17 protein-coding genes and 4 tRNA genes are annotated in these 23,991 nt (G+C 36.0%); 6 read left to right on the top strand and 15 right to left on the bottom strand.

The window, feature by feature from the left end:
• Window positions 1-10: 10 nt before the first annotated feature.
• The 6 genes from K412_RS0117680 to K412_RS0117655 all read right to left on the bottom strand — a co-directional run bounded on the left by K412_RS0117680 (window position 11) and on the right by K412_RS0117655 (window position 7,966).
• Window positions 11-1,606 (bottom strand): L-lactate permease, encoded by a 1,596-nt coding sequence (locus K412_RS0117680; protein ID WP_024834311.1) that lies wholly within the window; start codon window positions 1,604-1,606, stop codon window positions 11-13.
• Window positions 1,607-1,724: 118 nt separating this feature from the next.
• Entirely contained in the window at window positions 1,725-2,714 is a 990-nt protein-coding gene (locus K412_RS0117675; RefSeq protein ID WP_024834310.1) for a hypothetical protein, read from the bottom strand.
• A 324-nt stretch (window positions 2,715-3,038) separates the two neighbouring features.
• Window positions 3,039-4,670: an MBL fold metallo-hydrolase RNA specificity domain-containing protein gene (locus K412_RS0117670; RefSeq protein ID WP_024834309.1), complete on the bottom strand. Its 1,632-nt coding sequence runs from the start codon at window positions 4,668-4,670 to the stop codon at window positions 3,039-3,041.
• Window positions 4,671-4,786: 116 nt separating this feature from the next.
• Entirely contained in the window at window positions 4,787-5,773 is a 987-nt protein-coding gene (locus tag K412_RS0117665; RefSeq protein WP_024834308.1) for a M42 family metallopeptidase, read from the bottom strand.
• Window positions 5,774-5,807: 34 nt separating this feature from the next.
• Entirely contained in the window at window positions 5,808-6,854 is a 1,047-nt protein-coding gene (locus K412_RS0117660) for a M42 family metallopeptidase (protein ID WP_024834307.1), read from the bottom strand.
• A gap of 53 nt (window positions 6,855-6,907) precedes the next feature.
• Complete coding sequence (locus K412_RS0117655) at window positions 6,908-7,966, bottom strand: zinc-binding metallopeptidase family protein (protein ID WP_024834306.1); 1,059 nt, start codon at window positions 7,964-7,966, stop codon at window positions 6,908-6,910.
• A gap of 184 nt (window positions 7,967-8,150) precedes the next feature.
• Between K412_RS0117655 and K412_RS0117650 the strand changes: the two genes are divergently transcribed.
• Together K412_RS0117650 and K412_RS0117645 are read left to right on the top strand one after the other, a co-directional pair.
• Window positions 8,151-8,227, top strand: a tRNA-Ile gene (locus K412_RS0117650).
• 33 nt (window positions 8,228-8,260) lie between these two features.
• A tRNA-Phe gene (locus tag K412_RS0117645) sits at window positions 8,261-8,336 on the top strand.
• A 44-nt stretch (window positions 8,337-8,380) separates the two neighbouring features.
• Here K412_RS0117645 and K412_RS22605 read toward each other — a convergent pair.
• The 6 genes from K412_RS22605 to K412_RS0117615 all read right to left on the bottom strand — a co-directional run bounded on the left by K412_RS22605 (window position 8,381) and on the right by K412_RS0117615 (window position 14,744).
• Window positions 8,381-8,521 carry a hypothetical protein gene (locus K412_RS22605; RefSeq protein WP_173585605.1) on the bottom strand — a complete coding sequence of 47 codons (141 nt, stop codon included), beginning with the start codon at window positions 8,519-8,521 and terminating at the stop codon, window positions 8,381-8,383.
• A gap of 30 nt (window positions 8,522-8,551) precedes the next feature.
• The gene (locus K412_RS0117635; RefSeq protein ID WP_024834305.1) at window positions 8,552-9,517 is read right to left on the bottom strand and encodes an ABC transporter ATP-binding protein; all 966 of its coding nucleotides are present in this window, start codon (window positions 9,515-9,517) and stop codon (window positions 8,552-8,554) included.
• Window positions 9,514-10,491 carry an ABC transporter ATP-binding protein gene (locus K412_RS0117630; protein WP_024834304.1) on the bottom strand — a complete coding sequence of 326 codons (978 nt, stop codon included), beginning with the start codon at window positions 10,489-10,491 and terminating at the stop codon, window positions 9,514-9,516. The genes K412_RS0117635 and K412_RS0117630 overlap by 4 nt, the downstream gene beginning before the upstream one ends.
• A 15-nt stretch (window positions 10,492-10,506) precedes the next feature.
• Window positions 10,507-11,409: an oligopeptide ABC transporter permease gene (opp4C, locus tag K412_RS22840; RefSeq protein WP_242835735.1), complete on the bottom strand. Its 903-nt coding sequence runs from the start codon at window positions 11,407-11,409 to the stop codon at window positions 10,507-10,509.
• 517 nt (window positions 11,410-11,926) lie between these two features.
• Window positions 11,927-12,892, bottom strand: coding sequence for an ABC transporter permease (locus K412_RS0117620; RefSeq protein WP_024834302.1), 966 nt, complete (start codon window positions 12,890-12,892; stop codon window positions 11,927-11,929).
• 97 nt (window positions 12,893-12,989) lie between these two features.
• Entirely contained in the window at window positions 12,990-14,744 is a 1,755-nt protein-coding gene (locus tag K412_RS0117615; RefSeq protein ID WP_024834301.1) for an ABC transporter substrate-binding protein, read from the bottom strand.
• Window positions 14,745-15,068: 324 nt separating this feature from the next.
• Between K412_RS0117615 and K412_RS0117610 the strand changes: the two genes are divergently transcribed.
• The 4 genes from K412_RS0117610 (at window position 15,069) to K412_RS0117590 (ending at window position 20,676) form a co-directional block, all read left to right on the top strand.
• Window positions 15,069-15,153: transfer RNA gene (locus K412_RS0117610), tRNA-Tyr, on the top strand.
• Window positions 15,154-15,610: 457 nt separating this feature from the next.
• Window positions 15,611-17,455, top strand: coding sequence for an ABC transporter ATP-binding protein (locus tag K412_RS0117600; RefSeq protein WP_024834300.1), 1,845 nt, complete (start codon window positions 15,611-15,613; stop codon window positions 17,453-17,455).
• A complete protein-coding gene (locus K412_RS0117595) occupies window positions 17,455-19,287 on the top strand; it encodes an ABC transporter ATP-binding protein (RefSeq protein ID WP_024834299.1) in 1,833 nt (610 codons plus the stop codon). The genes K412_RS0117600 and K412_RS0117595 overlap by 1 nt, the downstream gene beginning before the upstream one ends.
• Before the next feature lie 138 nt (window positions 19,288-19,425).
• Window positions 19,426-20,676 (top strand): nucleotidyltransferase, encoded by a 1,251-nt coding sequence (locus K412_RS0117590; RefSeq protein WP_024834298.1) that lies wholly within the window; start codon window positions 19,426-19,428, stop codon window positions 20,674-20,676.
• A gap of 6 nt (window positions 20,677-20,682) precedes the next feature.
• On the opposite strand, the gene K412_RS0117585 is transcribed toward K412_RS0117590, so the two are convergent.
• The 3 genes from K412_RS0117585 to K412_RS0117575 all read right to left on the bottom strand — a co-directional run bounded on the left by K412_RS0117585 (window position 20,683) and on the right by K412_RS0117575 (window position 23,973).
• Complete coding sequence (locus K412_RS0117585; protein WP_024834297.1) at window positions 20,683-22,350, bottom strand: ribonuclease J; 1,668 nt, start codon at window positions 22,348-22,350, stop codon at window positions 20,683-20,685.
• 33 nt (window positions 22,351-22,383) lie between these two features.
• Entirely contained in the window at window positions 22,384-23,571 is a 1,188-nt protein-coding gene (locus tag K412_RS0117580) for a glycosyltransferase family 4 protein (RefSeq protein ID WP_024834296.1), read from the bottom strand.
• Window positions 23,572-23,899: 328 nt separating this feature from the next.
• Window positions 23,900-23,973, bottom strand: a tRNA-Gln gene (locus K412_RS0117575).
• Between the last annotated feature and the right edge of the window lie 18 nt (window positions 23,974-23,991).

Here is a 23,991-nt window from a genome sequence, read left to right as displayed (position 1 = left end):
CCTAATTATCTTATATTTTTAATCCTATTTTAAGTAACACCATTGCGTACACAGATGTTACAAATGTCAAAATTAATGCGAAAACAAAGGCTATCCTAATTACTTTATTTTCTTCACCAAGCTTATCTATTGATGCTGCTGCATTCTGAAGCTTTGCAGGAGAAATTACGCTTGCGAGGCCACCTCCAAACGCAAGTGCCGCAGTAACAATTATAAGTCCGTCAAGTCCCAAATTCAGTTTATTAGCTGTCTGCATTGTATAGTTTGCAAACATAGCAATGGTTGAGGCTTCACTTCCCGTTACAAAACCTCCGAACAAACCAACAAAACCGGTTATAAAACCATATGCTCCGCTAAAAGCATCTGCTGATGAACTTGCCAAGACTTTTATCATACTTTCGGTTTGGTATGCCATAGCATCAAGACTCCAGCCCGAATAATTCATTACTTCACCTATTGCAAAGAATATTGCAGCCGAAAACACAGGTCTTGGGGCTCTTTTAATCCATACTCTCACAGACTCTTTTAATTCTGATTTTTTAGGTTGTATTACAAGCATTGACACAACTACAGCAACTGCAATCCAAGTATATGCATTCCATAGTGCTCTTGTTGCAATAGGCCTTCCATCAACAGCTATCCCTTTTATAGGCAGCGCTAAATTATAAAGGTAATCATAAATAGGCTTTGGAAGATTCAATACAAGTATGAAACCTATGAGAATAATCCAAGGACTTAATGCCTTCCAAAGAGGGTACTTCTTTTCATACTCTCTTTCTTCATCAGTCAAAATACTTTTATCAATTACTTTTTTACCGGTAAGTTTAAGGTACAGTGCCATTGTTACTATTACCGCAATCCCGCTTAATACTCCGGTCAAAGTTACCAGATTATCAACCTTATTTGTGAAAAATGCTACAATTGCTATGACCCCACCTGTAACTATACAGGGTAGAAAGCCCTTCTTTATTCCATTCCATTTGTCAACGATATACAGCATACAGAAACCAATTAAAGTTGAAACCAAAGGCAAAAACATGAAAAATACTCTTCCTGCCTGTGAAGGTGATATTTCATTCCCCTGTCCCAAAAAGTTGTTTGCAAAATCTAGAAATGCCACAAGTGGGGCACCAAGAAGGGAGTATGTACAAAGTGAATCATATCCTATAGAAGGAAGTGCAATTGAAACATATGTAGAATACCCCATTGCCAATAGTATTGGCGGAAGTATGGATACAGGTGTAGCACCCACAGCTACCATTAATGTACCAAATCCTATGTTAATCATCATAATCTGAACTGCTTTATTATGACTTGCTATTGTCTTTATAAATATAATTATTCTTTTAAGAGCACCGGTTTTCTCCATATAAGCCATCATAAATAACGATGTCAGTACTATCATTGAAACCGGAAATGAACGAATAAATCCAGAAATAGTTGACCGGAAAATAACCGGCAAAGATGTTTTAAAGAATAGAAATGCTACAACAGATACGCAAAGCCAGCCTATAATACCACTGATATCAGCTGACTTCTTAAAAATTACAAGCATACAAACTATTACCAAAATTGGTAATAAAGTCAAAATTAGTGACCCTACCATTCTACCGTCCTCCACAAAACTAAAATAAATTAATTTAAAAACCCATTCTACTAACCTACTTATGCTAATACAATTGCTGCAATAATATTTTATTACAAACTTCTACAAAAATAAAGAATTATTTGGAGAATTCTTCAGAAGAATAATATTTTGAGAATAGCTGGTAGTATGTATATGTCTCCTCTGCATATTTTTCTTTTGTCTTAATAGGTCCGATGTTTTTTGAAATCTTTGACTGATTGTATTCAGCCAATACTTTAATTAGCTGCTCCTTTTTAAGATTATTAAGGTCTACGTTTTGGTTTCCCGTAATTTGGATTGCCCTTGCTTTTAGCTGAACAGCACAAAAATATACTGCCAGTTCCGGGGTCTCCAACATTTCCTTGATATGTTTATCTGAATAATTAACAATCAAAGAACTTTCCCCGTGTACAATCTGTTCATTAAGACGGACATTATCTATACCAATCTGACAAATACCTATGGATTTCCCTCCTAGAAAAGGAATTCCATCAAGAATATCCTCCTGCCCAAGAAACATCATTTCTCTAAATAAAACTGATGACAAAAAGGCCTTAGGCATCTTTTGGGCTTTTGCAGTTTTTTCAATAACAGGCTCAAGTTCTTTTAAAGCCTCAAAAGTATACTCAAAATCATTTATATAATAAAAACCAAGCTTTTTATCTCTGTAAGAATCAGATTCAACCTGACTTTTTAACTGTTGAGTAATACTTTTAACCTCAGGTTTGTACATAAAATCACTAAATTTAAAATCCCTTCCGGAACTTTTTGCATTTTGCTCTTGAAGGTACATGTATCCATTGCTGTTGCTAATTAAACTGTTAAGGTTTTTATCATCATATGTACTATTTAAGTCATATGCAACGCTATCTCCACTTAGGTCATTAAGGCCCCCCGTATATCGGTCTCCCTGTGATGTCAGTTCACCATACATATACTTCATTTCTTTTTCTTTTATTTTTACATATATCTTTCCAAAGTCATCTTTTATATGTATATATCCGTTTGCATAATTAAGCAACGTAAAACATGTCATTATTATAATTAAAGAAAAAGTAATTTTTTTCTTTAATTTAGCTGTTTTCATATGATTTTCCTCCTTGCACCGATTATATCAGGCACAATAACTCAAGTATTCAGCTTTTAGTCAATATCCTTATCTGTTATACATATTTATAAAAGAAATGTCAATTATTCTATTTTACTAAAAACATTAAGTGTTATCCGTTACCGTCATATAAATCTCTTTATTTGCTAAAAGGTATGTTTTCCTAGCTCATTTGCAAAATTGCTCAAAGTCCTCATTCTCTAAGGTTTTAAGGCATAAAAATAGACAAAAAACCAGGTGCATACCCATTCTTTTTTGTCTATTTTTAATAGTATAATATTCAAAATTACAATATAGTAATTTTTATTTTAATGCTTCTATAATGGATTTTTCAACCATTTTTAGTTTGGCAGCAATTTCGTCTATTTCCACATCCGTTTTTTCTTGCTTTAAATCATTTTTAAGTATTTCTGATAATTCTTCAAACTCTTCTTTCAAGGTTTCAAGCATTTCAACCACCGCCAGACGTTTAAATCTCTTTTTGGCATTTGTACTTGGAATATGTTCGTAAATGTTTCCTCCGCTTATGACAAAACTCTCTCCCCTTGAAGGAACTATACACTGTATACCAAGTTCATCTGTTACAGTCTGTGCAAATGAAGCAGCAACTCCCTCTTCTCCATGGACAACAAATATCTTCTTTGGCTTTCTTCCAATGCTTCTTATCCAAGTGAGAAGTCCTGCTTTGTCCGCATGTCCCGAAAAGCCGTCGATACTTTCTATTCGCGCATTTACAGATATTTCTTCACCAAATAGTTTTACCTTCTTAGCCCCATCCAGTATTTTACGACCAAGAGTGCCTTCTGCCTGATAACCCACAAAAAGAATTGTTGATTCTTCGCGCCATAGGTTGTGTTTGAGATGATGTTTTACTCTGCCTGCATCGCACATGCCGCTGGCTGATATAATTATCATGCTTTCTGCTTTTTCATTAAGTTTCCTTGATTCCTCTGGAGATTGTGTAAATTTTAGTGACGGAAAGTCAAGAGGATTGTCTCCGTTAGCAATATATTCCTTTGCCTCTTCGTCAAAGCAATCAAGGTTTTCCCTAAATATTTGTGTTGCTGATGTTGCAAGGGGACTATCAACATATACAGGAACATTCAATATCTCATTTACCTTGTCACCGAAAACATCCATATGCTTGTTTAAATCATATATGAGTTCTTGTGTTCTTCCCACCGCAAAAGATGGAATAACTACATTTCCACCCTTTGAGATTGTTTCTGATATTATATTTATAAATTTTTCAATTTTATCAGTCTCTTTTTTTAGTGTATGTAGCCTGTCTCCGTATGTAGATTCAACTATAAGGTAATCGGTATCACCTATTATGCTGGGATCCCTGAGAATAGGCATTCCCTTGTTCCCAAGATCTCCGCTAAAAACAATCTTTGTATCCTGGTTATTTTCTCTTATCCAAATTTCCACTATTGCCGAACCAAGAATATGTCCTGCATCATTGAATCTAACTCTTACATCTGGCGAAACGTATATTACTTCATCATATGAAACACCTTTAAAAATCTTAAGACAATCAGTAGCATCTTCAAGTGTATATAGCGGTTTAATTGGAGATTTTCCGGCCCTTTGCCTCTTTCGGTTGGTCCATTCATTTTCCATTTCCTGAATGTGTCCGCTGTCGGGAAGCATTATACCACAAAGTTGTACAGTAGGTTTGGTAGCATAAACAGTTCCTTTGAATCCGTCCATATAAAGCTTTGGTATTCTACCACTGTGGTCAATATGAGCATGGGTCAAAAGCATGAAGTCCAATTCTTCAGGATTAAATGGAAAAGGGTCATCATTCAATAAAACTTCATTTGCTTTTCCCTGAAACATTCCACAATCAACCAAAAATTTTGTTTCCTTTGTCTCTACCAAGTAACATGAGCCTGTAACGGTTTTTGCTGCTCCAAGAAATGATATATTCATAGCAGACCTCCATTCGACAAATAAATTAAGTCTTACTCTCTGCAAATACTAATTTCTATCTTTAGTACAAAAATTCCTTGTTGAATTTTTTCATATTTTCAGATTGCAACTTACATTTACTTGTAATGTTTCATAAATAGACCTGCCAGTTTAACACAATTATTTAAATCCTGAATACTCACCATTTCACATGGGGTGTGAACATACCTGCATGGAATTGATATACCTCCGCATGGTATCCCCCTTCCAGATGTCTGCATTGCACCGGGATCACTTCCTCCTCTTTCCAGTAATTCCAATGTATAAGGTATTCCGTTTTCCTGTGCCAAATCCTGTAATGTTCTACGAATCTGTGGATGAGCTATATAAGAAGAATCTTTTACTTTTATTGCAGGACCCTTGCCAAGCTTTACTTCCATATTATTACATTCAGGTGTGTCACCTGTAAGGGTAACATCAATTGCAATGGCACAGTCTGGCATAATTCCGAAAGATGCGGTCTTTGCACCTCTTAGTCCCAATTCTTCCTGAGTAGTAAAAACAAAGTATATTTCATTGTCTGTTTTAGGCATAGTTTTTATAAGCTCAACAAGCACTGCACAGCCGCTTCTGTCGTCCATTGCCTTTGAAACTGCAAAATCTCCCTGTACATGAAAATCTCCAATAAAACTTGCTGTATCTCCAACCTTTACATATTTCTCTGCTTCTTCTTTGCTGGTGCAGCAAATATCAATATACATTTTTCCAAGTCTTAAATCTTTCATACTTTCAAGTTTATCTTCTGCACTTATGCAACCCACTGTTCCGTTTTTAAACCTTACTCTTTGTGCAAGAGAATTGAAAGCAGATACTCCACCTAAATTTGAAAACCTTATAAAGCCATTATCATCAATAAATGTGGCTATAACCCCTATTTCATCCATATGGGCTGCAAATAGAATTTTCTTCTTTTTGCCTTTTTTTACTGCAATTAGATTTCCCATTGCATCAACTTTTATTTCATCAACATATTTTTTTATTTCAGTAGTAATAATCTCTCTGATATCTTCTTCATTACCGGACACACCAAAGGCCTGAGTAACTTTTTTTAATGTTTCCTGCATTTTAAATCCCTCCAATTTTATTATTCATGGGTCTCTATATTGCTGCAATTTTTTTCATGAAATCCTTATCTCTGTTTATTTCATTTAATGCCGCAAGTGTAAGTCTTTCTACACATTCAAAGTCACTTCTGCTCATAACGGATACAGGAGAATGTATATATCTGCATGGAACTGAAATTGAAGCAGTTTTAACGCCGTTGCCCGTTCTTTGTATCTGTCCAGCATCATTTCCACCTGTTGTGGTCTGCTTAAATTGGACTTTTATTCTATTTTTAACTGCCGTATCATATAAGAATTGTACCAGCTTCCTGTCGCTATAACAGGTTCTGTCTACCAATGTAAGGGCCGCTCCATTACCAAGTTCTGTGGAATAATCAAAAGGTTTTACCTCAGGTACATCTGCACAAGTAGTTCCTTCCAGAACAAGGGCTATATCCGGCATAATTTTAAATGCTGCTACCTGTGCCCCTCTAAGTCCAACCTCTTCCTGCACTGTAAAACAAGCATACAAATCAAAATCAAAGTTATACTTAAAAACCTCCATAAGTACTGCACAACCTACTCTATCGTCCAGTGCTTTTGCCTTTATACAGTCTCTTCCAAGTTCTACATAATCACTGTCAAAGGCTATAAACTCTCCCAAAGGAGCCAATTTTTCAGCTTCTTCCTTTGTTTCTGCTCCAATATCTATATATAAGTCCTTTATTTTAGCTATCTTCACACGTTCATCAGCACTTTGCTGATGTAGTGGTTTTGCACCAATTACACCTTTTAGTCTTTTTTTACCGATTACTACTCTTTTGCCGGGTAGGATTCTACTGTCAATGCCTCCAACAGGCTTGAATTTTAAAAATCCCTTTTCCATATACCCCGAAACCATGAATCCTACTTCATCCATATGAGCTGAAAGCATAACTTTAAACTTGCCGCTGCTTCCTTTTTTATGTGCAATAATATTTCCAATTGTGTCAACCTCTATAGAATCACACAATCCATTAATTTTATGTTTAATATATTCCCTAACTTCATTTTCATTTCCAGATACACCATTTAAATCTGTTAGTTCTTTTATCAACGTCATACAATCCTCCACAAACTCTACTGCCGCAAATATTTATTCATGATATGAGTTAATCATATTATCTTCCATTCCAAAACTTTTTCTAACTTCTCACTGCTCAGTCTCAAAAACTCAGTTATTATTCTGGCTGTATACTTTATATCTTCCAAATTAACAGTTTCTACAGCAGTATGCATATATCTGACAGGTATTGAAAGCAATGCAGTAGGTATTCCGCAGCCACTGACCTGAGTTGCCCATGCTTCAGTTCCTGTATCTCCTGATTCAACCATTTTCTGAAAAGGAATGCATATATCTTTACCAATCTCAAAAAGCTTTTCAACCATTCCTTGATGGAGATTGGGACCTATTGATATTTCAGGTCCTTTTCCGACGGTTGAAGAAACATCCTTTGAAAGATCAGGTATGTCACCGTGACATGCATCAATTACTATTGCAGCATCCGGCTTAAGGGCAAAGGCTGCAGTCGTAATACCTGCAAGGCTTGTTTCTTCCTGAGTTGAAGCCATAAATATGATATCATTCTCATGTTTTATATCCTTTAGAGACTGCAATATTTCCATCATACAAGCAATACCTGCACGATTATCAAAAGACTTTCCGCTGGCTTTGTTTTTATTCATTAAGGAAAAGCTAGATTTAAAGGATACAACGTCACCTATTGAAACTATTTTTCTAAGTTCTTCTCCTTTTAATCCAGTATCCACACGTAAATCCTTTATTTTTACTGCCTTTCCGGCCTCTCCCGGCTTCATCAAGTGTGGCGGCATTGCCCCTATTATGCCGGGGATATCCTCTCTTCCGTGTATAATAACTTCCTGTGCCAGTAGTATTTTGCTGTCTATACCTCCAATTGAGCTTATACCGATAAAGCCATTATCATCTATGGAGTTGACCAAAAATCCTATTTCATCGCTGTGTGCGGTAATCAAAATCTTTTTTGCAGACTTATTAAATCCCTTTTTCATAAAAATTACATTAAAAAACTTATCTATTTGGACTTCATCGCAGTAATCCTTATAGGTTTCAGCTATTTTTGCAGCAGTATTTTCTTCAAAGCCTGCTACAGCCACAAGTCCTGACAAGTACTCCAAACTTTTTGCTATTTCCATTCTTCTTTATTCCCCTATTTTATTTAATCTGTTAATAACCTTTTATATAATACTAGCAAAAAATCATAGATTTTCCTAGAGAATTGCAAATCTTAAAGCACTAAATAAATTTTTATTAGCAAATTTATAATATTACTATTGACTTAATATAAATTTTTTATTATACTAAAACTCGTCCTTTTGAGGGCCTTTAGCTCAGTTGGTTAGAGCAACCGGCTCATAACCGGTTGGTCCGGGGTTCGAGTCCCTGAAGGCCCACCAATTTGTTAGTGTTTTCACAAGCACTAACAGCTTGCCCAGATAGCTCAGTCGGTAGAGCAGGGGACTGAAAATCCCCGTGTCGCTGGTTCGATTCCGGCTCTGGGCACCAAAAAAGAATTTTTCGTCATTGATACGAAAAATTCTTTTTTAGTTTCAAAGCCATGTCTTTGTTAAAAACACCACAAGAAACAAATACACTCCTATACTTATTAAAATATAAGGCCAAACAACCTGAAAAACAGCTATAACAATAGCTAGAATGTCTTTTAAGGATTCTTTTTGCATCAGTTTCATATTTTTACTCCCTACACTCTATGGTAACTATCAAACAAAATGACAGGCAGCTTTATGGTTTTGTCCCACATCTTTTAATTCAGGTATTTGTTGTTTGCAAATATCACTGCACTTAGGGCATCTTGTATGAAAACGGCAGCCTGACGGAGGATTTGCAGGGCTGGGTAAATCCCCAGATAAAATTATTCTTTCCCTTTTAAGTCTCGGGTCCGGCAATGGAACTGCCGATAAAAGAGCCTTTGTATACGGATGCAGAGGATTGTCGTAAAGCTCTGTTTTGTCAGCAATCTCAACAAGGCAACCAAGATACATTACAGCCACCCGATGTGATATATGTTTAACCACGCTTAAATCATGTGATATAAACAAGTAGGAAAATCCATATTCTTTTTGAAGATCAGATAATAGGTTTATTATCTGGGATTGAATTGATACATCCAATGCCGAAACAGGCTCATCGCATACAATAAATTCAGGATTTAAAGCTAAAGCCCTTGCAATACCGATTCTCTGCCTCTGCCCTCCTGAAAATTCATGAGGGTATCTGTCAATATGAAAGGTACGCAGTCCGCATTGCTCCATAACTTTTAATACACGCTGTTTTAAATTCTTTTTTTCACAAAATCCATGTTCGAGTAGTGCTTCACCAATAATTTCACCAACCGTAAGTCTAGGATTCAATGAACTGTACGGATCTTGAAAGACAATTTGAATTTTGGGTCTCAGCTTTTGCATTTCCTGTTTATTTAAATTAAAAATTTCTGTCCCCTTAAATAAAACCTCTCCTCCGGTTTTATCATGGAGCCTTAGAATTGTACGGCCTACAGTGCTTTTCCCGCACCCCGATTCTCCTACCAAGCCTAGGGTTTCACCCTTATTTATTTCAAAGGATATATCTTCCACTGCTTTTACGTGTCCCACTGTCCTTTGAAATACTCCTCCTTTTATGGGAAAGTATTTTTTCAGATTTTTCACTTCAAGTAAAGCTTCACTCATTTTGTCACCTCCTCAAACAATGTACATGCAACGAAATGTTCATTTCCCATATCAATCAGCTTTGGAAAACCTTGTTTGCAGACATCCTTGCACATTTTACACCTGTCTGAAAAGTAACAGCTTTCAGGTAAATCAATAAGGTTCGGTACCTGTCCCGGTATTGTATAAAGCCTTTCACTCACAGTAGTTATGCTGGGCTTAGATTTAAGGAGTCCTATTGTATAAGGGTGCATGGGATTAAGATAAATGTCGTTTACATTTCCCTGTTCAATTATTCTTCCTGCATACATTACAATTACGTAATCTGCCATTTCGGCTACGACTCCGAGATCGTGTGTAATCAGCATTATGGAAGTTCCGAATTTTCTCTTTATTTCTTTAAGTAAATCTAGTATTTGTGCTTGTATTGTAACATCTAAAGCAGTGGTGGGCTCATCTGCAATCAAAAGTTCAGGATTACAGGAAAGTGCCATTGCTATCATTATTCTCTGTCTCATACCTCCTGATAATTCATGGGGATACGAATCATATATACCTTCTGCACGAGAAATTCCAACAGTTGAAATCATTTCAACTGCTTTTTCCCTTGCCTGTTTTTTTGTTAAATTTTCATGAAGTATAAGTGACTCTGCTATTTGATTACCAACTGTAAAAACAGGATTCAATGAAGTCATAGGCTCCTGAAATATCATTGAAATCCTATCTCCATTTATTTTCCTCATTTCACTCTGAGATAGTTTTACAAGATCCTGACCATTAAAAATTACCTGTCCCCCAACTATTTTTCCCGGTTCCTGCAGTAATCGCATAATGGAAAGAGACATGACACTCTTTCCGCAGCCGGATTCACCTACTATTCCTATCGTTTGTCCCTTATTTACCTGAAAGGAAACACCGTTTACTGCTTTAACAACACCTGCATCTGTATAAAAAAATGTATGTAAATCTTTAATTTCCAAAAGTTTTTCAGACATAAATGCTTCTTCCTCCTACTTTTTCATTTTAGGGTCAAAGGCATCCCTCAGGCCATCACCTACAAAATTTATTGCAAGAACTATGCTAAAGATACATATTCCAGGTGGTATCCAAAGCCAAGAGCGGAGGATGAAATCGTTGGTATCCCTTACTGCCTGCACCATATTTCCCCAAGAAGGGAACGGCATAGCCACACCAAGCCCAAGAAAAGACAATGCTGATTCCATCAATATGGCATCACCTATTCCAAGAGTGGCTGATACAATTATACTGGGTATAACATTAGGAATAAGATGTCTTACTATTTTTCGCCTGTCCTTTAGTCCAAGTGCTTCTGCTGCAATCATATACTCCTGTTCTCGCAAGGTAAGAATCTGTCCGCGGACCAATCTTGCCATTACAGGCCAACTAAGAACTCCTATTATGAGCATTACGAAGTATATCCTACGCTCTGGCGGTATATTTAAATCAGACATTATTGCTCCTATTATTATTACAACAGGCAAAAACGGAATACTAAGAAATATATCAACAAGCCTCATAAGCATATTATCAATTTTACCGCTGTAATAGCCTGCCAAGCCTCCTATAGCAGTACCCAAAAGTATTTCCAGCAATACGGCAACAAAGCCTACTGTTATGGAGATTCTCCCTCCATACATCAAACGTGTTAAAATATCACGTCCGCTACTGTCAGTACCCAACAAATGCCCAGGTCCCGGTTTAAGCTTTGCCATAATTATGTCTGTTTTCAGTAAAGGATATTTAGAAAATACCGGCCCGTAAAAACATATGATAATTAGAAAAGATATAAGAAACAATCCAACTATTGCCAGTTTATTTCTTTTAAATTGCTTAATAGCCATAGTCCAAGGTGTCTGAATATTATCACCTTTGTTTCTTTCTCGAGTATCCATTATTTTAAGTACAGCCACAAAAATCAACGAAACAAAAGAAACAATAACCAGAAGCTTTGCACCCAGACCGGTCTGAGATGTAATATCACTTGTTTTAAATATTGTATTCCCATCACCTGTTTTTAATTCAAGTAGTATGGTACCAAAAAAATCAGTTATTGAAGTCTGACTGTTGGATAGCTGAATTCCATAAGATATTACAGCACATATAACCGCCCCCAAAGCACCTGAAAGTGCTTTACTGCTTTTACCGAAGTGATAATACACTACTAAAGCAATAGCAGTAATAAACAATAAAAATGTTACCAGCAGTGGAACAGAAGTACTTGTAAATACATAAGTCTGTATATTTTCAGTAAGCTTGTGAAGCTCTTTTCTTTTGAACAGTGACGTTATAAGATAAAACCCGTTTATTGATTTATAATCCTTAAATGTGAGAAATGGGAATATATAACACAAAACTGCTGCAATCAATGATATAATCGTAAAAATTTTTATCTTCATTTTTCTTTCCACCTCACTTTAACTTAACTCTGGGATCAACAATTGCATATAAAATATCCGAAAGCAGATTTCCCAGTAGAGTAAGTACGGCAACAAATAAAGAAAATCCCATCAAAAGAGGATAATCCCTTTTTGTCACCGCTTCCAGTGCAATTTTCCCTATACCTGGAATACCAAATATACTCTCTGTAATAATTGCACCTGAAAATAATCCAGGAAGTGAAAGACCAATGAGAGTAACAATAGGAATCAGTGCATTTCTTAGTGCATGTTTATATATAACAACCTTTTCACTGAGGCCTTTTGCTCTGGCAGTCCTTATATAATCCTGTTTTACTATTTCAAGGACAGCAGTTCTTGTGTATCTCATCATAGAGCCGGCACTTATTAATGCAAGCACTATAACCGGCAATACCATATGTTTTAGCCGGTCAACAATAAACGCAAATCCTACATAGCTGGAACCCGGAGTATTTAAACCCGCCAGCGGCAGAATATGGAGGTCTACGGCAAATATTTTTATTAATATATATCCAAGGAAAAAAGAAGGGAAAGAAATCCCTATTAATGCTAAAAATGTAAAAATCATATCTGTTTTTGAGTATTGCCTTGTGGCAGAAATAATTCCTATTGGAATGGCAATAAGCAGCTCCAAAATAAAGGCCACAAGTGCTATACTGAATGAATTCCATACGTATGTATTGATTACAGTAGAAACAGGCTTCTGGTATGTAAATGAATCACCGAAGTCAAAATGAACAGCACCCTTAATCCATTTTAAATACTTGAGATAAATGGGGTCATTAATCCCGTAAATATCTTTAAGATGTTGAATCTGTTGGGGTGTCATATGAGTAGATGAAACTTTTGAATCAATAAAATTTCCCGGAACAAGATTTATTATTAAGAACAATATTATGGAAACTCCAATTATAATCGGTATCATCTGAAGGATTCTTCTAGCTAAGTAATTCCACATGTTATAACTCTCCTGTCGTTTGTTTATTTTCGTTAAAGAGAATGTCCGTGCATTTTAATGATGACGGACATTCTCAAAAACAAAATGTGAAAATTTCTTAATTTGCAATTTCCGCTTTATATAAGTTAAAGAAAAAATCCCTGAAAGATGATAGTTCATAGTTCTTTATTCTGGAGTTTGCTACCCACATGTCACTTCTCTGATAAACAAAAAGTACAGGTAAATCATTATTCAAGATTTTATATAGTTGCTTATAAATAGGCTTTCTCTTTTCTGTACTTATTTCATTCAGACCTTCTTCGCACAGCCTATCAACTTCCTCATTTTTGTAATTGTAATAATTTTGAGTTGCATTTGATTTATATGCATTTGCTAAGGAATTATCAGGATCCGGAGTGAGTCCACTAGCCATAAAATATGCTTCCAGCTGCTTTTTAGTTGCTTTTTGCTGAAGAGTAGGCCAGTCAGCATTCTCAACTGTAACGTCTATTCCAAGCTTTGCATAATCGTCCTTCATAACCGGAACCATAATGTCTGTTACAGGATGAGGACTCATGCAAGTAAACTTGATTTTAAACTCTTTGCCATCCTTTTCACGTTTTCCGTTACTATTTAACTTCCATCCTGCTTCATCCAACAGCTGTCCTGCTTTATCCAAATTAAATTCATATGTATTGCAGCCTTCATCATCGTATGCCCAGGATACATTTGACTCAGGTATATTCACTACTCTTGCATATTCGCCATATACCTTTTCAACAACAGCAGCTCTGTTCAATGCATACATTAAAGCCTGACGTACTTTCACATCACTGAATTTAGGGTCGGCATCATTTAGTCCTACATATCCGTAGCCGTTGGTAGGGAATCTGTAAATGTCAATGAATTCTGCATCTTTTGCTGCTTTCATATTGTCAGGTGAAACATCAGCCATATCTATATCCGTCTCTCCTGCCATAACCCTCTGGAGTTCCTGTCCTGTAGGTGTTACTGAAAATATTAGATTTTTGATTTTTGGAGCTCCTTTAAAATAGTCTTCATTAGCTACAAGTTTCAGCTCCTGACCAGCTTTATATTCAACAAATTTGTATTGGCCTGTACCCATTGGTGCTCCATTTTTTTCCTTGACCTTTGCAGTATCACCCTTTTTGAAATCAGCACCATAATACTTCTTTTCAAGTAGCGGAACCTGTAATCCATAAATTGCAGGACCGCTTACTTTGTCAACGGTAATTTCCAGTGTCTTGTCATCAATTACCTTTATTCCTTCGATTTTATCAGCGTTTCCATTTTTATATGCATCAAGGCCTTTTATGAAGGTTTTTGCTATATCTGCCGGTCCGTCATATTTAGGGTCGGCTTCCAGATAGTACGCAAATTCTAAATCATAAGCTGTAGCAGGATTTCCATCCCAGAACTTGACTCCGTCTTTAATTGTAAAAGTATATGTGAGTCCATCATCGGAAACTTTATAATCCGTTGCACCCGGTATTGGCTTTCCATCGAAATCAACTTCTATATTGAAATCAAACATGGTATATATAGCATACCAATCATATGCATTATCACCGTACAGATAATTAAAAATACCTGTTGTATCCGGTAAACCAATAACTAATGTATCCTTTCTGTCAAGGGCAATCTTGGGACTTTTTCCCACGTCAGTAGCGGCAGTATATTCAACACCGTACTTCTTGTAATCAAAACCTGTTTGACTTGCTTTTGTTCCTGCTGATGAGCTGTTTAATGACGAGTTCCCGGATGTATTTCCGCTTTCAGATTTACTGGTGCATGCAGGTATTGTCAATATAATTGACAATACAATTGATAATATTGCTAATTTCTTTCTCATTGTAATCCCCCTTTTAATGATAATATCAATTTGCTTACAAAAAAACACAGATATTTCTACACCATGGAGCCCCCTTGCTTCCATTTAGAATTAATCCATGTTAATTTCAACATGCATGTTTTAAATCTAGATTGTGGTTTGTAATTATTTGTTATTCTACCATATATTTCTTATGTTAGCAATTTATAACTTCAATTTATATTATGATATTATTTTATAAATAAAGTATTCTTATATAATTAAATAAAATTATCAAAAGTTGTTGACAAGATGTAGTATTTAGTGCATAATCTTATATGTTGCTGAAAACAACATGTTGATTTTGGAGGGGTTCCCGAGTGGCCAAAGGGGGCAGACTGTAAATCTGTTGTCTCTGACTTCGATGGTTCGAATCCATCTCCCTCCACCACCAAAGCTCTGTACATTCGCGTTTACGCTGTGTGCGGAGTTTTTTCTTTGTCCCAATTTACTAGGGAACATAGTGCTTTTACTTTTTTATTTTACAAATATATTACAGCTATTGACAGGACTTACCGTGCTGTAATAACATATGTTGGTAATGTACTTTTGTATATTATAAATACGGTGAAAGGAGTGTAAAAAAATATGTACAATAAAATTAGCGGGGTATTTCATCCATAATTTAATATTAGACCTTATGTAAAGCATTTGTTATTTTGTTTTACTTTTTTAAGGTCAGCACTTAAGTAACCGTCATACAGTTGAATATGTTAACTAATATATTGAACACGATGCTGCGTTATCGTGTTTTTTTATTCCTCATTTTTCGAAATTTTCTCATATTACACCCTGTTTTTATGTGACTGTTACTTAAAAAACATTATATTAATATAAGGAGAATTTATATGCAATCCAAAAACAAAGGTCGATTTAAAATGCTCTATTCATTTATGGAAGGATTTAAATGGCTATTTGCTCTTGCTGTGTTGTTTACAATGCTGGCTATAGTATTTAATTACCTGATGCCGCAAATAACTAAGATTATTGTTGATTCTGTTATTGGAAACGAAGAGCTGAAACTGCCTAAATTTATTATGAATTATATCAATAGCCATGGAGGCAGGGATATGCTGAGGGACAATCTGCTTGCCTGCGCCCTTATGGTTCTTGTACTTGCCGCTTTGTCAGGTTTGTTTACATTACTTTTCAGAATATGTATTGCAAAGGCTTCGGAAGGTACAATCCGTAAAATGAGAAACTACCTGTTTAGTCATATTCAAAAGCTTCCCTACAGCTGGCATGTCAAAAACCAGACAGGTGACATAATACAAAGATGTACTTCTGATGTTGAGGTTATAAGAAATTTCATATCTCAACAGCTTATAGAAATGATAAGAACGGTTTTTCTAGTAGGTTTCTCCCTTACTATTATGTTTACGATGAACATAAGGCTGTCTCTTATTGCATTAGCCTTCTTCCCTATCGTTGTAGCATACTCAGCAATTTTTTATAATAAAATTGCTGCCAAATTCAAGTTTGCTGATGAAGCAGAAGGTGCATTGTCTGCCATGGTACAGGAAAACCTCACGGGAGTCCGTGTAGTGCGTGCCTTCGGAAGACAGAACTATGAAATCGAAAACTTTGACAGTAAAAATGATCACTTCGCCAACTATTGGATTAAGTTGGGCTTTCTTCTAAGTAAATATTGGGGTATCGGAGATTTTGTTTCCGGGCTTCAAGTTACGCTTATAGTAATTATGGGTTCAATTGACGCAGCAAATGGAGTTATTACCCTTGGAGAATTTCTTGTATTTGTTTTCTATAATTCCATGTTGATTTGGCCGGTAAGAAACTTCGGACGTATTCTTTCAGAACTTAGTAAAACCAGCGTTTCTCTAAACCGTATACTTGAAATAGTTGCAGAGGAAGAAGAAAAAGATTGTGAAGATGCTCTGACACCTGACATGACAGGTGATATTGAGTTTAAGAATGTCAATTTTGATTACGAAGGTGTTAAGCCGGTACTAAAAGATATTTCTTTTAGAATTAAGGCAGGAACCACTTTTGGCATACTAGGAGGTACAGGTTCAGGTAAGTCCACAATAACATACCTTCTGGATAGATTATATACTCTGCCTGAAGGCCAGGGTTCAATTGAAATTGGCGGAGTGGATATCAGAAAAATACAGCTTGAACATCTCCGCAAGAATATTGGTTTTGTTCTTCAGGAACCGTTTTTATTTTCAAAAACCATAAAGGAAAATATAGATATTTTTGGTAATACTGGGGATTTGGAGCAAATCCGTCATTGTGCGGATATTGCTGCAGTAGATGATGCCATTATGAATTTTTCAAAAGGTTATGACACTATTGTAGGTGAACGTGGAGTTACCCTTTCGGGAGGTCAAAAGCAAAGAGTCGCTATTGCAAGAATGCTCATGCAGAAACCACCTATAATGATATTTGACGACTCCCTTTCTGCTGTAGACTCTGAAACTGATGCAAAAATACGAAATGCTTTAAAAAATAGTACTGGGCAAAGTACAGTGCTCCTGATTTCCCACAGAATTACTACATTAATGCAGGCAGATGTTATCATGGTTCTGGATGACGGAAAAATTGTGGAAATCGGTTCACATTCCGAATTACTTGCCAATGAAAAAGGTATCTACAAAAAAATATACGATATACAAAGCAGTCTTGAAACTGAGCTTTCAGATTTAGCTGCTGAAACAGGAGGTGGTAATTAATGGCATATTATGAAGAAGAAGATTACAAAAAACCCTTTTCCATAAAGGTCTGGAAAAATGTTATTCCCTTTGTAAAGCTTTATAAAAAAGCCTTTGCAATAGCAATGTCATTTTTAATACTTGTTTCTTTGATTGACATTATATATCCGTTTTTTCAAAGGTATGCAATAAACAATTTTATAACACCAAAGTCAACTGACGGAATTGGAAAATTTGCATTAGTAAACTGCTCTGTATTACTTATTCAGGCCATATCCGTAATTATTTTTATACGAAATGCAATGGCTGTTGAGCTTAATGTGTCAAAGTCCATCAGGAAGTCTCTTTTTGTACACTTGCAGAAGCTTTCCTTCACTTATTACAATAAGACCCCTGTTGGCTACATGATGGCCAGGGTTATGAGTGATACCGGAAGGATAGGTCAGATGGTTTCCTGGGGTCTTATTGATTTGCTGTGGGCTGTTATTTATGTAATCGGCGTTTTCATAGCAATGCTGTTCCTTAATGTTAAACTGGCTTTGTTGATAATGACTATTATTCCGTTTATTTCTGTAATAACTATGTACTTTCAAAAAAAGATTCTAAACGTTAACAGAAAAATCAGGAAAATCAACTCAACCATGACAGGTGCATTCAATGAAGGAATAACCGGGGCGAGGACCTCAAAAACTCTGGTAATTGAGGACAACAACCTAAAGGATTTTTCAGTTGTTACAGATAAGTTTTACTCCTCCACTATGCGAGCAACTGTATTGAATGCCGTTTTTATACCAATCATTCTATGTTTCAGTGCAACGTCTCTAACAATGGTATTGACCTATGGCGGCTACATAGTAATGAAAAACCCCAGCGAATTAGGTACTCTTTCTGTATTTATTACCTATGCTGTCAGCATTTTTGAGCCAATACAGCAAATTGCCCGTGTATTTGCAGACTTTGTATCTACCCAGGCCAATATAGAACGTGTTACGGGTTTGCTGGAAACCGAGCCTGATATTACAGATACTCCGGAGGTTATTGAAAAATACGGAGATAATTTCAACCCCAAAAAAGAAAATTGGGAGCCAATAGTAGGTGATATTGAGTTTAAAAATGTTACCTTCAAATATCCTGATGGTGATGAATATATATTGACGGATTTCAATCTAAAAATACCCGCAGGAACAACTGTTGCAATTGTTGGTGAAACGGGAGCTGGTAAAAGTACTCTTGTAAATTTGGCATGTAGATTTTTTGAGCCAACATCAGGTCAAATACTCATTGACGGAAGAGATTACAGAGAGCGTTCACAATTGTGGCTGCACAGCAACATAGGTTATGTGCTTCAAAGCCCTCACCTGTTTTCGGGAACAGTCCGGGAAAATATTCGCTACGGTAAGTTTGACGCCACTGACGAGGAGATAGAAGCCGCCATAAAAATAGTGGCTGCAGACAGTGTTATAAACAGTCTGGAAAACGGTCTTGATACCAACATTGGTGAAGGCGGCGACCGACTGTCAACAGGGGAAAAACAGCTAATATCATTTGCCCGTGCGGTTATTTCAGACCCAAGGATTTTTGTCCTTGACGAAGCAACCTCCTCTATTGACACACAGACTGAGCAAATGATTCAAGAAGCAATAATGCATATTCTTGAAAACAGAACGTCGTTTCTAATTGCTCACAGGCTTTCTACTATTAAGAAAGCAGATATTATTCTAGTGGTGAAAAATGGCAAAATTATTGAGCACGGAAATCACAGTGAACTGCTTAAGCAAAAAGGGTACTATTATTCCCTGTACAAAAAGCAGTTTGAGGAAGAAACTGGTGCAGCAGTTCTGAATAATGGATAATTTAACTTACGTCTTTTTCATTTTCGTCCACAGTTACAATAGTTTTTTTGTAACTGTGGCTTTTTTATATTTATCCCCATTGATACATTTTATTAATTATTGATATAATACCCATATTAAATTACATGGAGAGAATAAATGAAGGTACTTGGAATTGTTGCTGAATACAACCCTTTTCATAACGGGCATATGTATCATATAGAAGAATCAAAAAAACTCACCGGCTGCGATACAGTTGTTTGCGTAATGAGCGGTAACTTTATACAAAGAGGAGAACCGGCTATAATTAATAAATTCGCCCGAACTGAAATTGCTCTTGGTAATGGTGTGGATTTAGTCATAGAACTGCCCGTCCCCTTTGCAGTTTCCAGTGCAGAATTTTTTGCATACGGCGCAGTAAGCATATTGAACAGTATAGGTATAGTTGATTGTATCTCTTTTGGAAGCGAATCAGGGGACATTCATTCTCTTACCAAATTAGCTGAAATCCTTGTTTCTGAGCCAGAAAGCTATAAGGATGAATTGAAAAAGCAGTTGTCGAAAGGGCTCTCCTTCCCTGTTTGCAGGCAAAGAGCTTTAGAAAAATACCTTAAGCTCCAGAATGATTCAAATGAGGCTCTCTCCTTTTTGCTTGAAACTTCTAATAATATACTGGCTTTAGAGTATTTAAAGGCCCTTATAAAACTTAATAGCGCCATACAGCCCTTTACAGTAAAAAGAATCTCTAACAGCTATAATACATCAGAGCTTACCGGCAATATTTCCAGTGCAACTGCTATCAGAAACAGTATTTACGAGAGTGAATTTGCTGCCAGTAGGCAGGCTCTGCCGCAGCTTGCGCAACAGATTTTGGAAAGGGAAATTTCTGCAGGCAGAGGCCCAAACAGCCTGTATTCCTTTGAAAATATAATACTGGCCTTTCTTCGTCACTCAACAGCACAAGAGTTGGAAAATATTCAGGACGTTTCAGAAGGCCTTGAGTATAGAATTAAAAATGCCGCAGAAAATTCCGGCTCCTTTGACCAACTGCTTGCCAATATATGCACTAAGCGATATCCTAAAACACGTATACAAAGAATACTCATTTCTCTTCTTGCCGGAATTACAAGGATAGATATGGAAAGATTCATGAGGCATGGTGGTCCCCAATACGCAAGAATTTTAGGATTTAACGAAAAAGGCCGTGAGCTGCTGTCCCTTATGAAAAAGAAATCAGCAATTCCAGTTGTAACCAAGGCATCCAACTACAAATCCTTCTCAGACAATTTGATTTCAAAAATGTTTGAGATTGAGGCACATGCAACAGATACTTATGTTCTAGCATATAAAAACCCGGCTTTTAAAAAAGCCGGGCAAGAATTTACTCAAAATATTGTTATTTGCAGGTAAATAAACTTATATTTCCATTATTATAGGCAATATCATTGGTTTACGCTTTGTACGTTCATAAATACAGTCCTTTAAAGCTTCTCTAATAGCCGACTTTCTTATGGACCAATCGCCCTGATTTTTAGAAGAACTTTTGAATATTGCCTGTTTTGCTATTTCTTTAAGCTGTTCCATTAAATCTTCAGATTCACGGACATATACAAAACCTCTTGAAATTATATCAGGACCTGCTACTACATTTCCTGTATCTCCCTCTATAGTGATTACCACTACTATTAAACCATCCTGTGAAAGATGCTTTCTGTCCCTTAAAACAACATTCCCTACATCTCCTACACCTAATCCGTCAACAAGAACCTTTCCCGCTGTAACTGAGCCGTTTACTTTAGCAGTGTCATTGGTAAGCTCAAGAACTTTTCCAATTTCCATTATGAATATTTTCTCTCTTGGCATACCCATTTTTACGGCAAGTTCAGCGTGCTGTCTAAGATGTCTATGTTCTCCATGTACCGGCATAAAGAACTTTGGTTTGACCAAGTTATGAATTAACTTTATTTCTTCCTGACAAGCATGTCCTGATACATGGACATCTGCAAGTGCTTCATATATTACCTTTGCACCTTTCTTGAAAAGTTCATTTATTACCTTAGAGATTAATTTCTCGTTACCAGGTATCGGAGATGCTGATATAATAACTAAATCATCAGGAACTATTTCAACTTTTTTATGCTCATTGAATGTAATCCTTGTAAGAGCTGACATAGGCTCTCCCTGACTGCCTGTAGTTATTATTACAAGCTTATCTCTTGGTACCTTGTCCATGTTGTCTAAATCAATGAGAACTCCATCTGGCACATTAAGATAACCCAACTCCATTGCAACATTTACAACATTAATCATGCTTCTTCCAAGAACTGTAACCTTACGTCCGAATTTAACAGCAGCATTAAATATCTGCTGAACTCTGTGGACATTTGAAGCAAAAGTTGCAACCAGAATCCTGCTTTTACAGTCCATAAATATCTCGTCAAAGGTCTCTCCTACAGTACGCTCAGAAAGTGTATACCCTTCGTTTTCTACATTTGTACTATCACACATAAGCAGAAGTACACCCTTCTTGCCTATTTCAGCAAGTCTTGCCAAATCCATTGGCTGCCCCTCAATAGGAGTATAGTCAATTTTAAAATCCCCGGTATGAACTATAGTGCCTACAGGCGTAAAAATAGCCAAAGCTACGGCATCAGCAATACTGTGAGTAGATCTTATAAATTCTACCTTGAAAGCTCCCAAATCCAGTGTTTGTCCCTGATGAACCGTTTCCATCTGAACAGTGTCAAGAAGCCCATGTTCTTCAAGCTTACACTTTATTAATCCAAGAGTAAGCTTTGTTCCATATATAGGCACATTTAATTCCCTCAACACGTACGGCAATGCACCTATATGGTCCTCATGACCGTGTGTCAGAACAATTCCTCTTACCTTTTCTTTATTTTTAACCAGATACGTAACATCAGGTATTACTAAATCTATACCAAGCATTTCATCTTCAGGAAATGAAAGGCCGCAATCAACAACCAGAATGTCCTCCCCATATTCAAAAGCCGTTATATTTTTCCCTATTTCTTGTAATCCACCAAGTGGTATTACTTTTAATTTCTTTTTACTTTTTGACACAATTAAACCTCCAATTTTAACTAAATAATAAAATCAATCCCTATTTAAGCTGTTGTATTGAGAAATAACATAGTTATATTCATGTAAAATTTGCTCCGTTATTCTATTCCAATTATAAAGCCTATGTACATTTTCCAACGCATTAGTACTAATCTGTTTCGCTAAATTATCATTACAAAGCAGTTCTAGGATACAGTCTGCCAGTGAATTAGAATTTCCGTTGTAAAATTTCATTCCGTTCACTCTGTGCTCCACTATTTCCCCTAAACCTCCAGTATCTGATACCACTACTGGAATGCCTGCAACCATTCCTTCAAGTGCTACAATTCCAAAAGGTTCATAGGTACTTGGAAAAACTGCAATATCCGAACATTTGTATAGCTTAAGTAAAACCTCCTCACCTACAAAGCCGGTAAAATAAACCCTGTTTTGAATTTTAAGATTACGGCTCTGTTCAATTAAACTATTTAAACACGGTCCTTTGCCCGCAATTACAAACTTAACATCATTATAACTTCCTATAATTTTAGGTATTGCATTTAATAATACATGAACTCCCTTTTCATTTACAAGTCTTCCCACAAAAAAAACTATTTTTTCATTAGGAGCAGCATAATTATTTCTGAAGTCACTATCATATTTTATATTATCGAACTTGTCTAGCTCTATTCCATTACTTATTACACATATTTTATCCCCAGTTACATTAAATATAGATTTAATTTCATCTTTCATATATTTGCTATTTACTATTAATTTACTTGATTCTTTTGAAAGCATTACTTCAACATCGTTAATTGCTTTTTGCATATCAGAGTAAATTCCGTTATTTCTACCAAATTCAGTTGCATGAATGGTTGAAATCAACGGAATCGAAAACGAGTTTTTTAAAACTTTTGCTGCATTAGCAACAAGCCAGTCATGTGCATGAATAATATCAAATTTGCTTTCTTGTAAAAGTCTGATTGATGTTTCCAGCATTGCAAAGTTCAATCGTAAAACCCATTCTATAAAGTTTGTTGTAGAAACCTCACTGACATGGACTCTATGTACAATTACATTACCTTCAATTTCAAAATCTAGGGTACCTTCTTCCCAGCATGTAACAACGTGAACTTGATTACCACAATGACCCAACTTATGTGCCAAATCATGCACTACTCTTGAAATACCTCCAATTATTCTTGGAGGATACTCCCACGAAAGCATTAATATTTTCATAAATATTCCTCATTTTCAATGAAGATATATAATGTATATACATAAAATTACAAATAGCCTATATCATTTTATCATAATGGTATGCCTTTTTCAAAATAAACATTTTATGCTAATTTATTCACAAAAAGTAATTGACACCATTATAGAATAAAACTATAATATTATTACCAATATACACAGTCTCTTTTGTTTTCCCCGGACGGTTAACAAAGAAGATTATTAAAAAACAGAAGTTTTATGGCTTCTGTTTTTTATTTATACAGAATAAAATTATTGGCACACATGAAAAAAGTATTTCAATTTGATTAAAACCAAACTGAAATACTTTTGGCTGCGGGTCAAGGGCTCGAACCCTGACAAACTGATCCAGAGTCAGTTGTGCTACCATTACACAAACCCGCATCGCTCATCAACAAGAGG

Origin of the sequence: Ruminiclostridium josui JCM 17888 (genome assembly GCF_000526495.1) — a bacterium.
GTDB lineage: Bacteria > Bacillota > Clostridia > Acetivibrionales > DSM-1351 > Ruminiclostridium > Ruminiclostridium josui.
The sequence above is the reverse complement of the archived record's forward strand: the minus strand, read 5'-3'. Positions and strand labels throughout refer to the sequence as shown.

What these genes read in the sequence shown, in the direction of transcription:
- K412_RS0117680 (WP_024834311.1), bottom strand. Translation starts at nt 1,606, where the DNA reads ATGGTAGGGTCACTAATTTTGACTTTATTACCAATTTTGGTAATAGTT.
- K412_RS0117675 (WP_024834310.1), bottom strand. Translation starts at nt 2,714, where the DNA reads ATGAAAACAGCTAAATTAAAGAAAAAAATTACTTTTTCTTTAATTATA.
- K412_RS0117670 (WP_024834309.1), bottom strand. Translation starts at nt 4,670, where the DNA reads ATGAATATATCATTTCTTGGAGCAGCAAAAACCGTTACAGGCTCATGT.
- K412_RS0117665 (WP_024834308.1), bottom strand. Translation starts at nt 5,773, where the DNA reads ATGCAGGAAACATTAAAAAAAGTTACTCAGGCCTTTGGTGTGTCCGGT.
- K412_RS0117660 (WP_024834307.1), bottom strand. Translation starts at nt 6,854, where the DNA reads ATGACGTTGATAAAAGAACTAACAGATTTAAATGGTGTATCTGGAAAT.
- K412_RS0117655 (WP_024834306.1), bottom strand. Translation starts at nt 7,966, where the DNA reads ATGGAAATAGCAAAAAGTTTGGAGTACTTGTCAGGACTTGTGGCTGTA.
- K412_RS22605 (WP_173585605.1), bottom strand. Translation starts at nt 8,521, where the DNA reads ATGAAACTGATGCAAAAAGAATCCTTAAAAGACATTCTAGCTATTGTT.
- K412_RS0117635 (WP_024834305.1), bottom strand. Translation starts at nt 9,517, where the DNA reads ATGAGTGAAGCTTTACTTGAAGTGAAAAATCTGAAAAAATACTTTCCC.
- K412_RS0117630 (WP_024834304.1), bottom strand. Translation starts at nt 10,491, where the DNA reads ATGTCTGAAAAACTTTTGGAAATTAAAGATTTACATACATTTTTTTAT.
- opp4C (WP_242835735.1), bottom strand. Translation starts at nt 11,409, where the DNA reads ATGGATACTCGAGAAAGAAACAAAGGTGATAATATTCAGACACCTTGG.
- K412_RS0117620 (WP_024834302.1), bottom strand. Translation starts at nt 12,892, where the DNA reads ATGTGGAATTACTTAGCTAGAAGAATCCTTCAGATGATACCGATTATA.
- K412_RS0117615 (WP_024834301.1), bottom strand. Translation starts at nt 14,744, where the DNA reads ATGAGAAAGAAATTAGCAATATTATCAATTGTATTGTCAATTATATTG.
- K412_RS0117600 (WP_024834300.1), top strand. Translation starts at nt 15,611, where the DNA reads ATGCAATCCAAAAACAAAGGTCGATTTAAAATGCTCTATTCATTTATG.
- K412_RS0117595 (WP_024834299.1), top strand. Translation starts at nt 17,455, where the DNA reads ATGGCATATTATGAAGAAGAAGATTACAAAAAACCCTTTTCCATAAAG.
- K412_RS0117590 (WP_024834298.1), top strand. Translation starts at nt 19,426, where the DNA reads ATGAAGGTACTTGGAATTGTTGCTGAATACAACCCTTTTCATAACGGG.
- K412_RS0117580 (WP_024834296.1), bottom strand. Translation starts at nt 23,571, where the DNA reads ATGAAAATATTAATGCTTTCGTGGGAGTATCCTCCAAGAATAATTGGA.